The sequence below is a fragment of the Labrys sp. (in: a-proteobacteria) genome (assembly GCF_047605565.1).
Lineage (GTDB): Bacteria > Pseudomonadota > Alphaproteobacteria > Rhizobiales > Labraceae > Labrys > Labrys neptuniae.
This window is the reverse complement of the sequence record NZ_JASGFM010000034.1, coordinates 20,204-37,494: the sequence shown is the minus strand read 5'-3', so window position 1 is coordinate 37,494 and position 17,291 is coordinate 20,204. Positions and strand designations below refer to the sequence as shown.

The 17,291-nt window shown below is 63.7% G+C and carries 19 protein-coding genes and 1 pseudogene; 16 read left to right on the top strand and 4 right to left on the bottom strand.

The window, feature by feature from the left end:
• Positions 1–62: 62 nt before the first annotated feature.
• The 6 genes and pseudogenes from livM to QM672_RS24410 all read left to right on the top strand — a co-directional run.
• Positions 63–1,259: pseudogene (gene livM, locus QM672_RS24435) on the top strand (high-affinity branched-chain amino acid ABC transporter permease LivM); the annotation flags it as partial.
• Between the two features lie 20 nt (positions 1,260–1,279).
• Positions 1,280–2,203 (top strand): ABC transporter ATP-binding protein, encoded by a 924-nt coding sequence (locus QM672_RS24430; protein ID WP_311938963.1) that lies wholly within the window; start codon positions 1,280–1,282, stop codon positions 2,201–2,203.
• Positions 2,204–2,205: 2 nt separating this feature from the next.
• Positions 2,206–2,928, top strand: coding sequence for an ABC transporter ATP-binding protein (locus QM672_RS24425; RefSeq protein WP_311938799.1), 723 nt, complete (start codon positions 2,206–2,208; stop codon positions 2,926–2,928).
• A gap of 1 nt (position 2,929) precedes the next feature.
• Positions 2,930–3,283, top strand: coding sequence for a DUF6867 family protein (locus QM672_RS24420; protein ID WP_311938797.1), 354 nt, complete (start codon positions 2,930–2,932; stop codon positions 3,281–3,283).
• 123 nt (positions 3,284–3,406) lie between these two features.
• Positions 3,407–4,525 carry a branched-chain amino acid ABC transporter substrate-binding protein gene (locus QM672_RS24415; protein WP_068299299.1) on the top strand — a complete coding sequence of 373 codons (1,119 nt, stop codon included), beginning with the start codon at positions 3,407–3,409 and terminating at the stop codon, positions 4,523–4,525.
• Positions 4,526–4,783: 258 nt separating this feature from the next.
• A complete protein-coding gene (locus QM672_RS24410) occupies positions 4,784–5,905 on the top strand; it encodes a branched-chain amino acid ABC transporter substrate-binding protein (protein WP_311938794.1) in 1,122 nt (373 codons plus the stop codon).
• A 246-nt stretch (positions 5,906–6,151) separates the two neighbouring features.
• On the opposite strand, the gene QM672_RS24405 is transcribed toward QM672_RS24410, so the two are convergent.
• Positions 6,152–6,943: a cytochrome c biogenesis CcdA family protein gene (locus tag QM672_RS24405; protein ID WP_367626710.1), complete on the bottom strand. Its 792-nt coding sequence runs from the start codon at positions 6,941–6,943 to the stop codon at positions 6,152–6,154.
• Positions 6,944–7,308: 365 nt separating this feature from the next.
• On the opposite strand from QM672_RS24405, the gene QM672_RS24400 reads away from it, so the two are divergent.
• From QM672_RS24400 to QM672_RS24385, 4 genes are all read left to right on the top strand, one after another.
• Positions 7,309–8,298: a P1 family peptidase gene (locus QM672_RS24400; RefSeq protein WP_415085714.1), complete on the top strand. Its 990-nt coding sequence runs from the start codon at positions 7,309–7,311 to the stop codon at positions 8,296–8,298.
• A gap of 199 nt (positions 8,299–8,497) precedes the next feature.
• Positions 8,498–9,169 (top strand): ribulose-phosphate 3-epimerase, encoded by a 672-nt coding sequence (gene rpe, locus QM672_RS24395; RefSeq protein WP_415085712.1) that lies wholly within the window; start codon positions 8,498–8,500, stop codon positions 9,167–9,169.
• 80 nt (positions 9,170–9,249) lie between these two features.
• Positions 9,250–10,560, top strand: coding sequence for an adenylosuccinate lyase (gene purB, locus QM672_RS24390; RefSeq protein WP_311938787.1), 1,311 nt, complete (start codon positions 9,250–9,252; stop codon positions 10,558–10,560).
• 166 nt (positions 10,561–10,726) lie between these two features.
• The gene (locus tag QM672_RS24385; RefSeq protein WP_394309550.1) at positions 10,727–11,290 is read left to right on the top strand and encodes an RBBP9/YdeN family alpha/beta hydrolase; all 564 of its coding nucleotides are present in this window, start codon (positions 10,727–10,729) and stop codon (positions 11,288–11,290) included.
• A gap of 34 nt (positions 11,291–11,324) precedes the next feature.
• Here QM672_RS24385 and QM672_RS24380 read toward each other — a convergent pair whose 3' ends face one another.
• Both QM672_RS24380 and QM672_RS24375 read right to left on the bottom strand, forming a co-directional pair.
• Positions 11,325–12,119, bottom strand: a complete 795-nt coding sequence (locus tag QM672_RS24380; protein ID WP_311938784.1) for an HpcH/HpaI aldolase family protein — start codon at positions 12,117–12,119, stop codon at positions 11,325–11,327.
• A gap of 101 nt (positions 12,120–12,220) precedes the next feature.
• Complete coding sequence (locus QM672_RS24375; protein ID WP_311938783.1) at positions 12,221–12,544, bottom strand: DUF1476 domain-containing protein; 324 nt, start codon at positions 12,542–12,544, stop codon at positions 12,221–12,223.
• Positions 12,545–12,904: 360 nt separating this feature from the next.
• Here QM672_RS24375 and purC point away from each other — a divergent pair, with 360 nt between their 5' ends.
• The 5 genes from purC to QM672_RS24350 all read left to right on the top strand — a co-directional run bounded on the left by purC (position 12,905) and on the right by QM672_RS24350 (position 15,730).
• Entirely contained in the window at positions 12,905–13,669 is a 765-nt protein-coding gene (gene purC / locus QM672_RS24370; RefSeq protein ID WP_068294993.1) for a phosphoribosylaminoimidazolesuccinocarboxamide synthase, read from the top strand.
• On the top strand, positions 13,666–14,229 hold the full coding sequence (locus tag QM672_RS24365; RefSeq protein ID WP_415085708.1) for a hypothetical protein: 564 nt from the start codon (positions 13,666–13,668) through the stop codon (positions 14,227–14,229). The genes purC and QM672_RS24365 overlap by 4 nt, the downstream gene beginning before the upstream one ends.
• Positions 14,230–14,323: 94 nt before the next feature.
• On the top strand, positions 14,324–14,890 hold the full coding sequence (locus tag QM672_RS24360) for an RNA 2'-phosphotransferase (RefSeq protein ID WP_415085706.1): 567 nt from the start codon (positions 14,324–14,326) through the stop codon (positions 14,888–14,890).
• 64 nt (positions 14,891–14,954) lie between these two features.
• Positions 14,955–15,194 carry a phosphoribosylformylglycinamidine synthase subunit PurS gene (purS, locus tag QM672_RS24355; RefSeq protein WP_068294982.1) on the top strand — a complete coding sequence of 80 codons (240 nt, stop codon included), beginning with the start codon at positions 14,955–14,957 and terminating at the stop codon, positions 15,192–15,194.
• Positions 15,194–15,730, top strand: coding sequence for a hypothetical protein (locus tag QM672_RS24350; RefSeq protein ID WP_415085704.1), 537 nt, complete (start codon positions 15,194–15,196; stop codon positions 15,728–15,730). Before purS ends, QM672_RS24350 begins: the two co-directional genes overlap by 1 nt.
• A gap of 31 nt (positions 15,731–15,761) precedes the next feature.
• Here the strand turns inward: QM672_RS24350 and QM672_RS24345 are convergent, their stop codons facing one another.
• Positions 15,762–16,109 (bottom strand): DMT family transporter, encoded by a 348-nt coding sequence (locus QM672_RS24345; protein WP_311938777.1) that lies wholly within the window; start codon positions 16,107–16,109, stop codon positions 15,762–15,764.
• 189 nt (positions 16,110–16,298) lie between these two features.
• Between QM672_RS24345 and gcvA the strand changes: the two genes are divergently transcribed.
• Positions 16,299–17,249, top strand: coding sequence for a transcriptional regulator GcvA (gene gcvA / locus QM672_RS24340; protein ID WP_415085702.1), 951 nt, complete (start codon positions 16,299–16,301; stop codon positions 17,247–17,249).
• Positions 17,250–17,291 lie beyond the last annotated feature (42 nt).

Sequence of the window (17,291 nt, the reverse complement as noted above, 5' to 3'; positions counted from 1 at the left end):
GCCTGAATTTCCTCAACCCCGATTTCGGCTTCGGCAAACGCTTCGGCGGCCTGATCACCACCGCCGTGATCGTCGGCCTCATCCTGGCTGTCCGCCTCTTCGTGCTGCTGCGCCCGCAGCGCCCGGAACACAAGACCCCCTCCAAATTCGCCCAGACCATGTCGCGGATCGGCATGTCGCCCTGGGTGATGTGGTTCGGAGCCGGGCTCGCGCTCGTCTTCCCCCTCGTCATGCTGGGTACCCTCGGCGACAAGGGCTCGCTGAAGTGGATCGACAGCTACGGCATCCAGATCATGATCTACATCATGCTGGGCTGGGGCCTGAACATCGTGGTCGGCATGGCCGGCCTCCTGGACCTGGGCTATGTCGCCTTCTACGCGGTCGGCGCCTATTCCTACGCGCTCCTGTCGGTCTATTACGGCATGACCTTCTGGGAATGCCTGCCGATCGCAGGGTTCCTCGCCGCGCTCTGGGGCATCATCCTCGGCTTTCCCGTGCTGCGCCTGCGCGGCGACTATCTCGCCCTCGTCACGCTGGCCTTCGGCGAGATCATCCGCAGCGTGCTGGTGAACTGGAAATCCTTCACCCACGGCAATGACGGCATCACCTCGATCAAGCCGCCCACCTTCTTCGGCATTCCCTTCACCGCCGGCCCCAACGGTTTTGCCAAGACCTTCGACCTCGCCTTCTCGCCGATCCACGGCAAGATCTTCTTCTATTATGTCATCCTCATTCTCGCAGTGATGACGGCCTACATCACCAGCCGCATGCGCAGGCTGCCGGTTGGCCGCGCCTGGGAAGCCTTGCGCGAGAACGAGATCGCCTGCCGCTCGCTCGGCATCAACACCACCACCACCAAGCTCGCAGCCTTCGCCAGCGGCGCCCTGTTCGGCGGTCTCGCCGGCGCCTTCTTCGCGGCCAAGCAGGGCTTCATCAATCCCGAGAGCTTCGTGTTCCAGGAATCGGTGATGGTGCTCGCCATCGTCGTGCTCGGCGGTTCGGGCAGCCTGCTCGGTGTGGTCGTAGCAGCGGTCCTGCTGGTCGGCGGTTCGGAGATCCTGCGTGAGCTGACCTTCATGAAGTGGATCTTCGGGCCCGACTTCGACCCGAGCCAGTATCGTCCCATGATCTTCGGCCTCGCCATGGTCTCGATGATGCTGTGGAAGCCGCGCGGTCTCATCTCCAACCGTGCTCCCACCGTCTATCTGAAGGAACGCAAGATCGTCTCTGGCGCCCTCGTACAGGAAGGTCACGGATGAGCGCGCCCGAGAACAACGACATGATCGATCCCGCCCTCGCCTCGCACGCCCATCCCGAACAGCACTGGCACAGCGATCCGATCCTCAAGGTCGAGAAGCTGACCATGCGGTTCGGAGGCCTCACCGCCGTCAACGCCGTCTCCTTCAATTGCGGCCGGGGCGACATTACCGCCCTGATCGGCCCCAATGGCGCCGGCAAGACCACGGTGTTCAACTGCATCACCGGCTTCTACAAGCCGACCGAAGGCCGGATCGGCCTGCGTCACGGCTCGGTGGCGGCCTGGGACGAATTCGATGCCCTGACCGCAACCACCCAGCAAAAGCTGAGCCATGGCCAGGACACGCTCTACCTGCTCGAGCGCATGCCCGACTTCATGGTCTCCCGCCAGGCCAAGGTCGCCAGAACCTTCCAGAACATCCGCCTCTTCGCGGGCATGACGGTGCTGGAGAACCTGCTGGTCGCCCAGCATGTCCACCTGATGCGCGCGTCGGGCTTCTCCGTCTTCGGCATTCTCGGCCTGCCCACCTACAGCCATGCCGAGAAGGCTGCGATCGAGAAGGCGAAATACTGGCTCGACAAGACCGGCCTGATGGCCCGAGCCGACGATCCGGCCGGCAGCCTTCCCTATGGCGACCAGCGCCGCCTGGAGATTGCGCGCGCCATGTGCACCGAGCCGGTGCTGCTTTGCCTGGACGAACCGGCCGCCGGCCTCAATCCGAGGGAAAGCCTCGATCTCAACAAGCTGCTGCGCACGATCCGCAGCGATCACGACACCTCTCTTCTCCTGATCGAGCATGACATGTCCGTGGTCATGGAGATTTCGGACCATGTGGTGGTGCTCAATTACGGCACCAAGATCTCGGACGGCACGCCCGAGCAGGTCCGCAACGACCCAGCCGTGATCGCCGCCTATCTCGGCACCGACGAGGAAACGGAGAGTTGAGCATGTCCTCGCCCCTGCTGGCCGTCCGCGGCGTACACACCTATTACGGACAGGTCCACGCTCTCAAAGGTGTCGACGTCGACATCAACCAGGGCGAGATCGTCACCATCATCGGCGCCAACGGCGCCGGTAAGTCGACCCTGATGATGACGGTCTTCGGTTCGCCCAAATGCCGTGTCGGTTCGATTTCGTTCGACGGGCAAGACATCACCCACATGCCGATGCACCTGATCGCCCGGCTGCGTATCGCCCAATCCCCCGAGGGACGGCGGATCTTCCAGCGCATGACGGTCTACGAGAACCTGCAGATGGGAGCCGAGATCGACGGCAATGCCCATTTCGCCGACGATCTCGAGCGCATGTACACGCTCTTCCCGCGTCTGAAGGAACGCGCCAGCCAGCGCGGCGGTACGCTTTCGGGCGGCGAACAGCAGATGCTGGCAATTGCCCGCGCCCTGATGAGTCGGCCGCGCCTTCTGATGCTGGACGAGCCCTCGCTCGGCCTGGCACCGCTGATCGTCAAACAGATCTTCGACGCGGTGCGGGTGCTCAACGAGACGGAGAAGCTGACCGTCTTCCTCGTCGAGCAAAATGCCTTTCATGCCCTGCGCCTGGCGCATCGAGGTTATGTCATGGTCAACGGCCAGATCACCATGTCCGGCACCGGCAAGGAACTGCTCGCCCGGCCCGAGGTGCGCGCAGCCTATCTGGAAGGGGGTCATTGAGATGGAAACCTACCTCTACGAGGACAGTCCCTTCGTCTTCGTGCTGGTCACGCTGCTGATGGGGGGCTGGGCCGCCTGGATGACCGGCAAGGCCAGCGCCTCGACCTGGAGCCGCTACCCGATCCTGTTCTTCTATCTGGTGCTGCTGACCATGGGCGTGCGCTTCCTTCACCAGGCGCCGTTCGGGGGCAACATGTTCTCGCCCTATTATTTCGTGGTCGACCTCGTCATCATTCAGCTCATCGGCCTGTTGTCCTATCGCGTCCGGCTCGCCAAGCAGATGGTCGGCAAATATGGCTGGATGTTCCAGCGATCGGGTGCGCTTGGCTGGAGTGCACGATCGAGCGCAGAATGACCGAATACAAGCAACAAGGAAATCGGATGAGCTGTACGCGCAACTTGGGCTGACGGCCTCGTTCACGTCCTGACTATCCGCAGACCGGAGCCGCAAGCTCCACCAATCCACTGGGAGAACGACATGAAAAAAGTCTGGTTGACAGGCGCAGCGCTGGCGGCAGGCCTGCTGCTCAGCACGTCCGCCTTCGCGCAGATCAAGATCGGCATCGGCGCACCGATCACCGGTCCGAGTGCGGCCTCTGGAGCCCAGATCAAGCAGGGCGCGGAACTAGCCATCAAGAACATCAACGCCGCCGGCGGCGTACTCGGCCAGAAGCTGGAATCGACCGTCGGCGACGATCAGTCAGATCCCAAGCAGGGCGTTTCGGTCGCCAACAAGTTCGTCGGCGACGGCGTGACCTGGGTGGTGGGACACTACAACTCCGGCGTGACCATCCCCGCTTCCGAGGTCTATGGCGACAATGGCATCGTCGCCATCACCCCGGCCGCCACCAACGAGAAGGTGACCGACCGCAAGCTCTGGGGCATGTTCCGCACCTGCGGCCGTGACGACCAGCAGGCCAAGGTCTGGGTGGATTACGTCAAGGCCACCTATCCCGGCAAGAAGGTCGCCATCGTCCATGACAAGACCACCTATGGCCAGGGCCTGGGCGAGAATGCCAAGAAGCTGATGGCTGCCGACGGCATGAAGGAAGTCCTGTTCGAAGGTGTGAACACCGGCGAGAAGGACTATTCGGCCATCGTCACCAAGCTCAAGGCCGTCGGCGCCGACGTGCTGATCTATGGAGGCCTCTACACCGAAGCGGCCCTGATCCTCAAGCAGTTGCGCGACCAGGGCATGCAGACCGTGATGGTCTCGGGCGACGGCCTGGTCTCTTCTGAATTCGCCACCATCGGCGGCGACGCCGTGATCGGCACCCAGATGTCCTTCGCGCCCAAGGCCGAGGATGATCCGTCCAACGCCGCCATCGTCAAGCAGTTCAAGGACAGCGGCTTCACGCCGGAAGGCTATACGCTGAAGGCCTATGCGGCCGTGCAGGTGCTGGCCCAGGCCGCGGAAGAAGCCAAATCGGCCGATCCGCAGAAGATGGCCGAAGTGATGCATTCGGGCAAAGCCTTCAAGACGGTGATCGGCGACGTCTCCTATGACGACAAGGGCGACATGAAGCAGATCGACTACGTCATCTTCTCTTGGAAGAAGGGTCCCGACGGCAAGATCGACTTCTTCCAGAACAAGTGACCTGCCTTCATTCTTCGTAATATCTCAATCGCCCCGGTTCGCTGGGGCGATTTCTTTGGAGGCCTCCTATTCGCGGCTCGGATCGGGCCGCGACATGGGACATGACGCAGGGGGAGATGGCCAGGCTGCCCTCCCCTTTGCGAATTCGCCTGAATTTCCGTGACAAGCCGCTGGAAATTTAGACAATGGCGTCATCGGGCGCAGCCGAACCGGTCCAGAAAAGAACGGTCTGCGCCCAGTACAACAGGGAAGAACCCCATGAACAAACTTTCATTGGCCGGCGCTGTACTCGCAGCGGGCCTCGCCTTGGGCAGCAGCGCGCAGGCGCAGATCAAGCTCGGCGTCGGTGGCCCGATGACCGGCCCCGCTGCTTCCTACGGCCTGCAGGCCAAGGCAGGCGCCGATATGGCGGTGAAGGACATCAACGCCAAGGGCGGCGTGCTCGGCCAGAAGATCGAGATCAGCGTCGGTGACGACCAGGCCGATCCCAAGCAGAGCGTCTCGGTCGCCAACAAATTCGTGGGCGACGGGATAACCTGGGTTGTCGGCCACGTCACCTCCGGCGGTGCCATCGCCGCCTCGGATGTCTATGCCGACAACAACATCATCAACGTCACTCCCTCTGCCTCCAGCGAGAAGCTGACCGATCGCGGGCTGTGGAACACCTTCCGGACCTGCGGCCGCGACGACCAGCAGTCTAAGGTATGGGCGGACTATGTCCTGGCGCATTTCAAGGACAAGAAGATCGCCATCGCGCACGACAAGCAGACCTATGGCGAAGGCCTGGCCAAGGGCGCGAAGAAATACCTCAACGATGCCGGCGTGAAGGAAGTCCTCTATGAAGGCGTGAACGCCGGCGAAAAGGACTATTCCGGTCTCGTTACCAAGCTGAAGTCCAGCGGCGCCGACGTGCTGCTGTGGGGCGGCTACTACACCGAGGGCGCGCTGATCCTCAAGCAGCTGCGCGACCAGGGCGGCAAGACCATCATGATGGGCGCCGATGGCCTCAACTCACCGGAATTCGCCACCATCGGCGGTGACGCCGTGGTCGGCACGCTGATGACCTTTGCGCCGAAGATCGAGGATTATCCGGCGAATGCCGACCTGGCGAAGCGCTTCCGCGAGGGCGGCACCGATCCGGCCGGCTTCACCCTGCTGGCCTATGCCGGCGTGCAGGTGTTGGCGCAGGCGGCCGAAGAGGCCAAGTCCGCCGATCCGCAGAAGATCGCCGAGGTCATGCATTCGGGCAAGAAGTTCCAGACGGTGATCGGCGAGATCTCCTACGACAAGAAGGGCGATCTGGCTCAGCCGGCCTACGCCATCTACACCTGGAAGAAGGCTGCGGACGGCAAGATCGCCGCGGAGCAGAACCCCTCCTGAGGCGCCTCGCCTCCTATCGCCATGACGACTATGACCCGCTCCGGTTCACCGGGGCGGGTTTTTATCTGGGCCGAACAGGCAGCAACAGCCCCTTTGCACTCGCAAAAGTGGGTAAGCACGGAGTGTCAATCTCCACAGCTCCATCATTTTGATGGAGCGAGATTGACATCTTTTTCCGACAGACGATCCTCTACGAGAGTGTCAATCAGGAGATTGACACTCCAAAAGCGAACCGATCCCTCGGTATCAGCCGAGCTTGCTGAGGATCGGAAAGGTGTTCTGCAGCCAGATGGCGAAATCGGCCATGCCGCCCGTCAGGAAGGCAATGCCGGCCACCACCAGCAGCCCGCCCATCGCCTTCTCCACCGTGCCGAGATGAGCCCGGAAGCTCCGCAGGAAGCGCATGAAGGGGTTCATGGCAAAGGCGGCCACCACAAAGGGCAGCCCCAGGCCGAGCGTGTAGATGGCGAGCAGGGTCACCCCCTGGCTGACGCTGCCATCCTTGCCGGCCACGGCGATCACCGTGCCGAGCACCGGACCGATGCACGGGGTCCAGCCAAAGGCAAAGGCGAGGCCCATCACGAAGGCGCCCCAGGGGCCGGAGCCGGTGCCGGCCTGCAGGCGGGCCTGGCGATAGAGCAGCGAAATGCGGAAGACGCCGAGGAAATGCAGGCCCATGGCGATGATGACGATGCCCGCCAGCAGGTAGAACGGGTCGATCGAATTGGCCCAGGAGGCGGGAAGAATACCCTTTTCGGCCAGGCTGCTGAGGCCGTTGGCCATCGCCCTGCGCAGAACGAGCAGATAGGAGGCGCCGGCGCCGAGCGAGATGAAGATGGTGGCAAGGCCGGCGACGAAACACAAGGCCGAGATCACCGCACGACGGCGGACACCCTTATCGATGGTCTGTCCTGTCATCTCATCCAGCGTGGAGCCGGCCAGGAAAGTCAGGTAGGGCGGCACCAGCGGCAGCACGCAGGGAGAGAGGAAGGAGAACAGGCCGGCCACGAACACGGCAGGCAGGGTAATATCGGCCATGGACCCATCCAGAACAGGCATTCACGCGTCAACACCACCTTCCGGCGGCGAAGCCCCTGCTCTAGCGCGCCCACGCCTTTTGCCCAAGCCCGTTTCGTCAAACTCCCTGTCTCGTGATCGGAAGTGATGTCGCAGGGCCTCATTACCTGAGCCTGCGGACTCGGGCTAAGAAGCGCATGGGCCTGGGCGTCGAGCGAGCGTTTCTTCCGGGCACACGGGCACATCTTACCCGTTCTTGGAAACACCGTGTTCGCGAGCGAGGAAAAACGGGCAGGATGCCCGTGCGCCCGGAGTTCGCGCTTCACCCCAAGCGGTTGTCTCGCCCTATGGCGGGTGCGAAGCTGCCGACGAACGGAGGCTGATTCATGCGCAATCTCATCACGGATGTCGCCGGCGTGCTGGTCGGCAATGCCGAAGACGCCGCGATTGCCTCCGGCACGACGGCGGTGGTGTTCGAGGAGCCGGCGGTCGCCGCCGTCGATGTGCGTGGCGGCGCACCGGGAACGCGGGAAACCGATCTGCTCGCCCTGGAGCGGACGGTCGAGCGGATCGACGCCATCGCCCTGTCGGGCGGTTCGGCTTTCGGCCTGGAAGCCGGCGCCGGCATCGGAGCCCTTTTGGCGGAGCAGGGTCGTGGTTTCCAGGTCGGCGCCGTAAGGGTTCCGATCGTGCCAGGGGCCATCCTGTTCGACCTTCTCAATGGCGGCGACAAGAAATGGGGACGCTTTCCGCCCTATCGAGAACTCGGCTTCACTGCGGCCGAGGCGGCGGGCGACACCTTCGCCCTGGGATCGTCGGGCGCCGGATTGGGCGCTACCACAGCCGGCCTGAAGGGTGGTCTCGGCTCCGCCTCGGTGCGCTGCGGGCGCCATGTGGTCGGGGCGCTGGTCGCGGTCAATGCGCTCGGCAGCGTCACCATCGGTGACGGCGCCCATTTCTGGGCGGCGCCCTATGAGCAGGCCGGGGAATTCGGTGGCCTCGGCCTGCCGATCCCCTGGCCCGACGACGCGCTGGCGCTGCGCCACAAGGCCATGGAGGCAGGCAACACCACGATCGCCGTGGTGGCAACGGATGCCGTGCTCACCAAGGCCCAGACCAAGCATTTTGCCGTGATGGCGCAGGATGGCCTTGCTCGCGCCATCCACCCGATCCACACCCCGCTCGACGGCGACACCGTGTTTGCCGCCGCCACGGGGCGCGTGGCGCTGGCCGAACCGATCGGCGACCTGATCGCCCTGGGCACGGCGGCGGCGCATGCCCTGGCGAGGGCCTGTGCCCGTGCCGTCTACGAGGCGAAAGCCCTGCCCTTCCCCGGGGCCTTGCCCAGCTGGCGGGATCGTTTCGGAGGGCGATGACGGACCGACATCGGGAGGAAGTCGATTGCCTGGGACCGCAGGCGTCCCGCCTGCTCTTGAAAGCGACGCCTTTGCAGGAAGGAAGATGCAGGCGAGACGCCTGCGGTCCCAGAAGGATGCTCCCTCAACGATTGCAATGGACGGCCGGCTCTGGCAGGTACTGCCCGTTCACCGCGACCGTCACAGCCCAGGATCCGCCATGTCCCGCCCGATCATCATCGCCCCCTCCATTCTCTCCGCGGATTTCGCGGCGCTCGGCGCAGAAGTGCAGGCGATCGAGGAAGCCGGTGCGGATTGGGTGCATTACGATGTGATGGACGGCCATTTCGTGCCCAACCTCACCATCGGCGCGGGTGTAGCCGCTGCCCTGCGGCCGCATGTCCGCACCAAGCTCGATGCCCATCTGATGATCTCGCCGGCCGATCCCTATCTCGACGATTTCGCCAGGGCCGGCTGCGACACCATCACCGTTCATGCCGAAGCAGGCCCGCATCTTCATCGCTCGCTGCAGCACATCAGGAAGCTCGGCAAGCGCGCCGGCGTGGCGATCAATCCGGGCACCTCGCCCGAAGTGGTCGACTATGTGCTCGATCTCGCCGATCTCATCCTGGTGATGACGGTCAATCCCGGTTTCGGCGGCCAGGCTTTCATTCCCGAGACCCTGTCGAAGATCGCCGCCGTCCGGGCCCGGGTGGGCAAGCGCGACATCGATATCGAGGTCGATGGCGGCATTACGCCCGAAACCGCGCCGCTGGTGGTGCGGGCTGGCGCCAATGCTCTCGTCGCCGGCTCCTATGTGTTCAAGGGCGGACCGGCTGCCTATGCCGCCAACATTGCCGCCATCCGCGAGGCCGCGACGGCGGCTCTCTGATATCGTCGCCTTCCACCCGCAGATTTGCGTTTCACTTTCCCGGCACCCGCGCCTAAAAGGGGCGCGAAAGGACTTTCTCCATGATCCCACGCTATAGCCGCCCGCAAATGGTCTCCATCTGGGCGGAGCAGTCCCGTTTCCGCATCTGGTTCGAGATCGAGGCCCATGCCACCGACAAGCTGGCCGAGCTCGGCGTCGTGCCCAAGGAGGCGGCTGCCAAGGTCTGGGAGAAGGCCAGGGACGCCACCTTCGACGTGGCGCGGATCGACGAGATCGAGCGGGAGGTCAAGCACGACGTCATCGCCTTCCTCACCCATCTGGGCGAGATCGTCGGCCCCGAGGCCCGCTTCCTGCATCAGGGCATGACGTCCTCCGACGTGCTCGACACCTGCCTGGCCGTGCAGCTGTCGCGGGCCGCCGACCTGCTGATCGCCGATATCGACGAGGTGCTCGCCGCCCTGCGCAAGCGCGCCATCGAGCATAAATATACCCCCACCATCGGACGCAGCCACGGCATCCATGCCGAGCCGGTCACCTTCGGCCTCAAGCTTGCCCAGGCCTATGCCGAATTCTCGCGCAACCGCGAACGCCTCGTCGCCGCACGCAAGGAGATCGCGACCTGCGCGATCTCCGGCGCCGTCGGCACCTTCGCCAATATCGATCCGGCGGTGGAAGCCTATGTCGCCGAAAAGATGGGCCTTGCCGTCGAGCCGGTCTCGACCCAGGTGATCCCGCGCGACCGCCACGCCATGTTCTTCGCGACGCTCGGCGTGGTTGCCTCCTCGATCGAGCGCCTCGCCACCGAGATCCGCCATCTGCAGCGTACCGAAGTGCTGGAAGCCGAGGAGTTCTTTTCGGCCGGCCAGAAGGGCTCGTCGGCCATGCCGCACAAGCGCAACCCGGTGCTGACCGAAAATCTCACCGGCCTTGCCCGCATCGTGCGTTCGGCGGTGACGCCGGCACTGGAGAACGTTGCACTCTGGCATGAGCGCGACATCTCGCATTCTTCGGTCGAGCGCATGATCGGTCCCGATGCCACCGTGACCCTGGACTTCGCGCTGGCGCGCCTCGCCGGCGTGATCGACAAGCTGGTGATCTATCCCGAAAACATGCGCCGCAATCTCGATCGCCTCGGCGGCCTGCACAATTCGCAGCGCGTGCTGCTGGCCCTCACCCAGGCCGGCGCTAGCCGCGAGGATTCCTACCGCCTGGTCCAGCGCAACGCCATGAAGGTCTGGCGGGGCGAAGGCGATTTCCTCGCCTTCCTCAAGGCGGACCCGGAAGTCTCGGCCAAACTGTCGGATGCGGCACTCGAGGCGATGTTCGACGAGGGCTATCACTTCAAGCATGTCGACACGATCTTCGACCGCGTCCTCGGCCCGGGAACCTGAACCGGGGGCGGACGTTCGCCCTGTAGTTGTGGACGAGCGGCGCCGCGGGAGCATCCCGGTTTTCGGCCCGCCGTCTCGCTCCTAGAATAGACACATGGTCTTGAGTCGAGACGGGCTCGATCCCAGTGGCCGAAGTGCCTGTTAACCGAGCAGGAGAAACATCGACGTGCGCATTTCCGATGCCGACATTCTGATCGTGCCGGGCCTCGGCAATTCCGGGCCGGATCACTGGCAGTCACGCTGGCAAGCCAAGCTCTCGACGGCCCGTCGCGTCGAACAGGACGACTGGGATCATCCCGAGCGCGAGGCCTGGGTGAACAGACTGGTCGAGACGGTGCAGAGTTCGAGTCGTCCGGCCATCATCATCGCCCATTCGATCGGCGTGATCACCACCGTCTTTGCGGCCGAGCGTCTGAAAGGGCATGTCATCGGCGCGATGCTGGTGGCGCCTTCCGATTGGGACAAGCCGGACCTGTTGCCGGGCTATGATCTCGACTTCAACCCGATCCCGATGACGGCCCTGCCCTTCCCGTCTCTCCTGGTGGCGAGCCGGAACGATCCCTATTGCGAGATCAACCGCGCCACCGCCTTTGCCGAGGCCTGGAACAGCGAATTCGTCGATGCGGGCGAAGCCGGCCATATCAATGTGGAGTCAGGGCACGGCCCCTGGCCGGAAGGCCTGCTGCGCCTCGCCTCCTTCCTCTCCAAGCTCAAGCACGAAAGCCAGTAGCGCTGGAGCGCACCCGGAATCAGCAGCGGCTGACTCAATAATTCGGGCCGGCCGGGCCCGCATGGCCGCGAGCGGCCTTCAAGGCGGCCTGGGCGCCGGCGGTCAGGAAGGCCCAGTCCGAGCCGATGCCCATGATATCGAAGCCGAGCTCGGCGTTGCGGGCTGCCGCCTCGCCATTGCCGCAATAGATCGCCGTCAGCTTGTTGCGTGCCTTGGCGGCGGCGAGAACCCGATTGATCACTTCCACCGATTCCGGCAGCTGATGATCGAGCCTGGCACCGTTGCTCAGGCTGATCGACAGGTCGCTCGGCCCGACGAAGACGCCGTCGAGGCCAGGCACGTCGAGAATGTCCTCGAGCGCATCGGCTGCCTGTCGCGTTTCGATCATGGCCAACGCGATCAGCTGGTCGTTCGCGGCGCCGCGATATGCCTCGGTCTCGGCACCGAACAGGGAAATGGCGCGGGTGCCGCCCCAGCTTCTTCCGCCGACCGGTGGGTATTTCAGCGTGTCGACGAGACGGCGGGCATCTGCCACCGAATTGATCATCGGCAGGATGGCGAACTCCGCGCCGACGTCATAGAGCCGTGCGGCATCGCCGAAACCGTCGAGGCCGACCCGCACGCCCGTCGGTGTGCCGGCCAGATGCGCTGCGCTGATGGCATCGCGCGCTTCGCCGAAGGAAGCCTCGCCATGCTGCAGATCGACGATGACGGCATCGAAGCCGGCGCGGCCGAGCGCCTCGGCCATGCGCGGATAGGCTGCCCCCATCCAGGCCGCAAAGATTTTTTCGCCTTTGGCCAGGCGCGCGCGCAGCGTGGGGGCGGTCATGGCACTTCCGATCACATTGCTGCGATGCCCCGCACGGACGGGGCATCGTGAGAGATGGATTGAGCGAGGGCGGTCAAACGCCCTCTTTCAAACGCCGGGCATCAAACGCCGTTCTGGATTTCCTGGACGGCGCGGCCGAGCAATTCGGTCATGACCTGGCGGACCTGCGGCTCGCTCATGCTCAGATTGGCTTCGGCGAAATCGCTGAGAACCTTGCGCACCACGTCGTGGTCACCGGCTTCCTCGAAGTCCGACAGGACGACAGATTTGGCATAGGCGTTGGCTTCGTCACCCGAAAGGCCGAGCTTTTCGGCAGCCCACAGGCCGAGGAGCTTGTTCCGGCGAGCGGTCGCCTTGAAGCGCAGATCCTCGTCATGGGCGAATTTGCTTTCGAAAGCCTCTTCCCGCTTGTCGAAGGTGGTCATCCGTTAAATCCTGTTCAGCTACCGGTTTTCCTTGAAGGACCGGCCATGCCTGTTGCATATAGGCGCGCAATCCCCAAATCAAATTAATGCGCCGTAACGCCCTCTCCTCCCCTGGATGCCGGGCGTGTTGAAACTACACTCATGCCGGGCACTAGCAAATGTGCTTTGGCTTGATTCGTGAAGCTTGGTTCCGATCGGGTGCGCCGCCTGCACGAAGTTGTGCGCGGAGGCATGATCGGGTAAGTTGGCCCTGTCTCCGGTTTGCTCCCGCAAATCGAATCGCCAATTGCGCCGGCCACGGATCGCATTTCCAGGAGCCCAGGCCCTTTGACGGATTTTCTCAAACCACGGTACATCCCGATGAACCGCCGCCGCCGCATTTACGAAGGCAAGGCGAAGGTCCTCTATGAGGGTCCCGAGCCCGGCACGCTGATCCAGCACTTCAAAGACGACGCCACCGCATTCAATGCCAAGAAGCACGAGGTCATCGACGGCAAGGGCGTCCTCAACAACCGCATTTCCGAATATCTGTTCCAGAACCTCAACGATATCGGTGTGCCCACCCATTTCATCCGCCGCCTCAACATGCGTGAGCAGTTGATCCGCGAGGTGGAGATCATTCCGCTCGAGATCGTGGTCCGCAACGTCGCCGCCGGTTCCATCGCCACGCGCCTGGGCATCGAGGAAGGCACGCAGCTTCCCCGTTCGATCGTCGAGTTCTACTACAAGAACGATGCGCTCAATGACCCGATGGTATCGGAAGAGCACATCACCGCTTTCGGCTGGGCCAGCCCGCCCGAACTCGACGACATCATGGCGCTCGCCATCCGTGTCAACGACTTCCTGTCCGGCCTGTTCCTGGGCGTCGGCATCCGCCTGGTCGATTTCAAGATCGAATGCGGCCGCCTGTGGGAGAACGACATCATGCGTATCGTCCTGGCGGACGAGATCTCGCCGGACTCCTGCCGCCTGTGGGACATCAAGTCGAACGACAAGCTCGACAAGGATCGTTTCCGCCGCGACATGGGCGGGCTCGTCGAGGCCTATACCGAAGTCGCCCGCCGTCTCGGCATCATGAACGAGATGGACAATGTCGTCGTCAAGGGGCCCAAGCTGGTTCAGTGAGCGCGTTCAGTGTAACATTGCGTAAGGGGCTCGCGCGTCACGGCGTTCGAGCCCTTTTTGCTGGCGTGGGCCTCGTCGCCCTCGCCGGCTGCAGCCTGTTCGACATGTGGACTGGCGATCCGGCCGTGTCGCTGCCCGATTCCGGTTCCTGGGTGGTGCTGCCGATGCGGGCCTTCGTCTCGCGCGAGAATATCCGTGTCGACGGGCTGCAACTCTGCACCAAGATGCGCTGTGGCTATGACGCGGCCATCGAGCGCTTCACCGTGACCGGCCCCGACGCTCTGGCGATCGAGCGTTCCCTGGCTGAGCCGAAGCGGCTTGCGGCCTTGCTGGCCAAGTCCGATCCCAAGTCCAAGATGCCGCCGCCCACGGTGAGCGTCGACAGTTTCGGCTCCGGCGGCTGGCAGGGAATTCAGCTCGCGATGACGGGTGGCAAGAAAGCCCATCACATCAACGCCTACGCCGTCGGCCAGCGCAAGGCGGATGAGACCAGCTTCATCGTCGTCATTGCCGGCGAACCGCGCATCGCCAGAAAGCTCATCGACGAGGCGACGCAATAGCGCCCGAAGCACCAAGCCGAAAAGAGAATGTAGCTTTTCGGCGGGATGCGCGACGGTGACCAACGGTATCGGATATCACCCTCGGACATCACCTATGGATGACAAGAAACTCAGCAAATTCATGAGCCTCGTACTCCGCCATGCCCCCGAGACGGCTGGGCTGGTGCTCGACGCGCAGGGTTGGGTCGAGATCGACGATCTCGCCAGGGCCGCGGCCGAACAAATGAGCGCGGGCCGGCAGGATATCGAACGGGTCGTCAGGGAGAGCGACAAACAGCGCTTCATCATCGCCGGCACGCGCATTCGCGCCAATCAGGGCCACAGCGTCGCTGTCGACCTCGGTCTCTCCGCCACCATGCCGCCTGCCGAATTGTGGCACGGCACCGCAGCCTCCAACCAGGCCGGCATTTTTTCTTCCGGCCTCCAAAAGCGCGCGCGCCAGCACGTGCATCTCTCCGATGATCCCGATACCGCCCGAAAGGTCGCCATGCGGCGCGCCGGCCCCTGGCTCATCCTGCAGGTCGATGCCGCGGCGATGCAGGCGGCAGGGCTGCCATTCTACCGCAGCGACAACGGCGTCTGGCTGACCGAGGCCGTGCCGTTTCGCTTCCTCAGCGTGTTCGAGACATTTTCCCGGCCCGCTCGGCAAGGCAATGATTGAACCATCGGCCGGACTGCTTTAAGCGCAAGCCAAGGATTTCTCATCGTTGGAAGGCAGGTGTCGAATGAAGGCCCGTGTGATCGTTACGCTCAAGAACGGCGTCCTCGACCCCCAGGGCAAGGCGATCGAGGGTGCTCTCGCTTCGCTCGGCATCAAGGATGTCGACGGCGTGCGCCAGGGCAAGGTGTTCGACATCGAGCTCGGCCAAGCCGATGCCGAGACCGCACGCGAAACGCTGAAGGCCGCATGCGAAAAGCTCCTCGCCAACACGGTGATCGAAAACTACAGCATCGATATCGCCTGATGCTGGTCCGGCTGCTTGCAGCCGTGCTGTGCGTGGCTGGAGCCAGCGGTGCCTGCCACGCGGAAGAGCTTGTCGAGACCGGCGGTTTCAGCCTGCGCTATGACGACAGCGTCTGGGTCAGGGAAGCGTCCGCGCCGCCTACCCTGCTCGTCCTGCGTTGCGCCGCCCCGACCTGCCCACCCCATGCGGTGGCAACCTTCCTGTCCGACGAGCGCAGTCTGGCAAGCCCGGGTTTTGGCGCATTCGGCCCCGGTGCCGTGACCGGGGCGATGATCGATCTGCGGATCCAGAGCCTCACCCCCGGCTCGCGCATACGTCCCCGCCAGCCGGTCGAACCAATCGCGTCTGGCGACATGACAGGTTATCGCGGCTTGTACGATATCGAGGATAGGGCCCTCGCCAAGACGGCCGCCGCCATTGCCTTGCTGCGGCTCGGCAACGGCACGCTGGAAATAAGGATGAAGGCCGACCGGCTGATGCCGGCCGACCTGGTGCTGTTCGATCGTCTTGTCGAAAAGATCGAGCTGAAGGACTGAGATTGCCGGTAATCAGTTCAGGTCCCGGAATTTACACCGTCGACGCCTTGAGGCCGGCGACACCGGCAACGATGGCGATGGCGCTGACGATCTTCATGGCCGTGAGCGGTTCGCGCAGGAAGATGTAGCCGAAGACCACGGTTCCGAGCGTACCGACCGCCGTCCAGATCGGATAGGCGACACTGACCGGCAGGCTCTTGAGCGCCAGGGTCAGCAGGCCGACGCCACCGATCACCGCGATGAGCGTTATCGCCGTCGGCAGCGGGCGGGTGAAGCCCTCCGCATATTTCATGCTCAACGCAAAAATCACTTCGAAGACCGCCGCAGCGGCCAGATACAGCCAAGCCATGATGGCTATCCTTTGCAAAACTGAATTCATCTCATGGGAACCATGAGCCTTCCTCGTCGTATTAAGTGATTGACTTTCAATTCAACAAATTCGAAGTTCTCAAGTGATGGATGAATTTGATTCAGGCATACGAACACAGGGAACGGGCACTGTCGGACTATTGGTCCGAGGCGGCATGACGGCGCGGCTGCGACAGGATGCCAGCCCGGATCGGAGCCGATGATGCGCCGCTTGCCGCCCCTGGCCTCGCTGCGCACCTTCGAAGCCGCCGCACGGCAGGAGAGCTTCAAGAAGGCCGCCGCCGAGCTCGGCGTCACCGCGACCGCCGTCAGCCACCAGATCCGCCAGCTGGAGGCCTATCTCGACGTATCGCTGTTCGAGCGCCAGACGCGAAAGGTCCAGCTGACTGTCGAGGGCCGCAGCCTGTACCCAGCCCTTCGCGCTGCCCTGGACACCATGGCCGAGGCCGTCGAAGCGGTCAGGAAACGCCCGCGCCGGCGCATCGCGACCCTGTCGGCGACCGTCGCCTTCACCGCCAAGCTGCTGGTGCCGCGGGTCGGCACGCTGCGCAGCCTGCATCCGGGGTGGGACCTGCGCCTGCACGCCTCCGACGACACGGTGGACCTCAATGCCGGCGATGCCGACGCCGCCATCCGCTACGGCCTCGGACATTATGCCGGCATGACCGCCCTGCCCCTGCTGACAGACAGATTCGCACCGGTCTGCAGCCACCGCCTGGGCCTGCGTGAGCCGGCCGATCTTCCCGGCGCGACGCTGCTGCATTTCGACTGGGGCCCGATCGCCTCCACGGTGGACGTGCCGAACTGGCGTTCCTGGGCCCGGCGCGCCGGCATCGACCATCTCGATCCCGACAGCGGCATCAGCTTCAATGACGAAAGCAGCGCCATCCAGGCGGCCATCGCCGGCCAGGGCGTTGCTTTGCTGAGCCTGTCCCTGGTTGCCGACGAACTTGCATCGGGCGTGCTGATACAGCCTTTCGGCCCGATCATGGAGGGCCTCAAATTCAGCTTCGTCTATCCGGAAGGCGCGGAGAGCCGGCCGGCGGTGGCGGTGCTGAAAGACTGGGTTCTGGCCGAATTTGCCGAGCGTAAGTCCTCCCCTTCCTCGACGACGGACGAAACCATCGCAAAGCCTGCACGTTCGCGGTAATTGCCCCAGTTTAGGAGCCTGGCGCCCACTCTTTGCTTGACC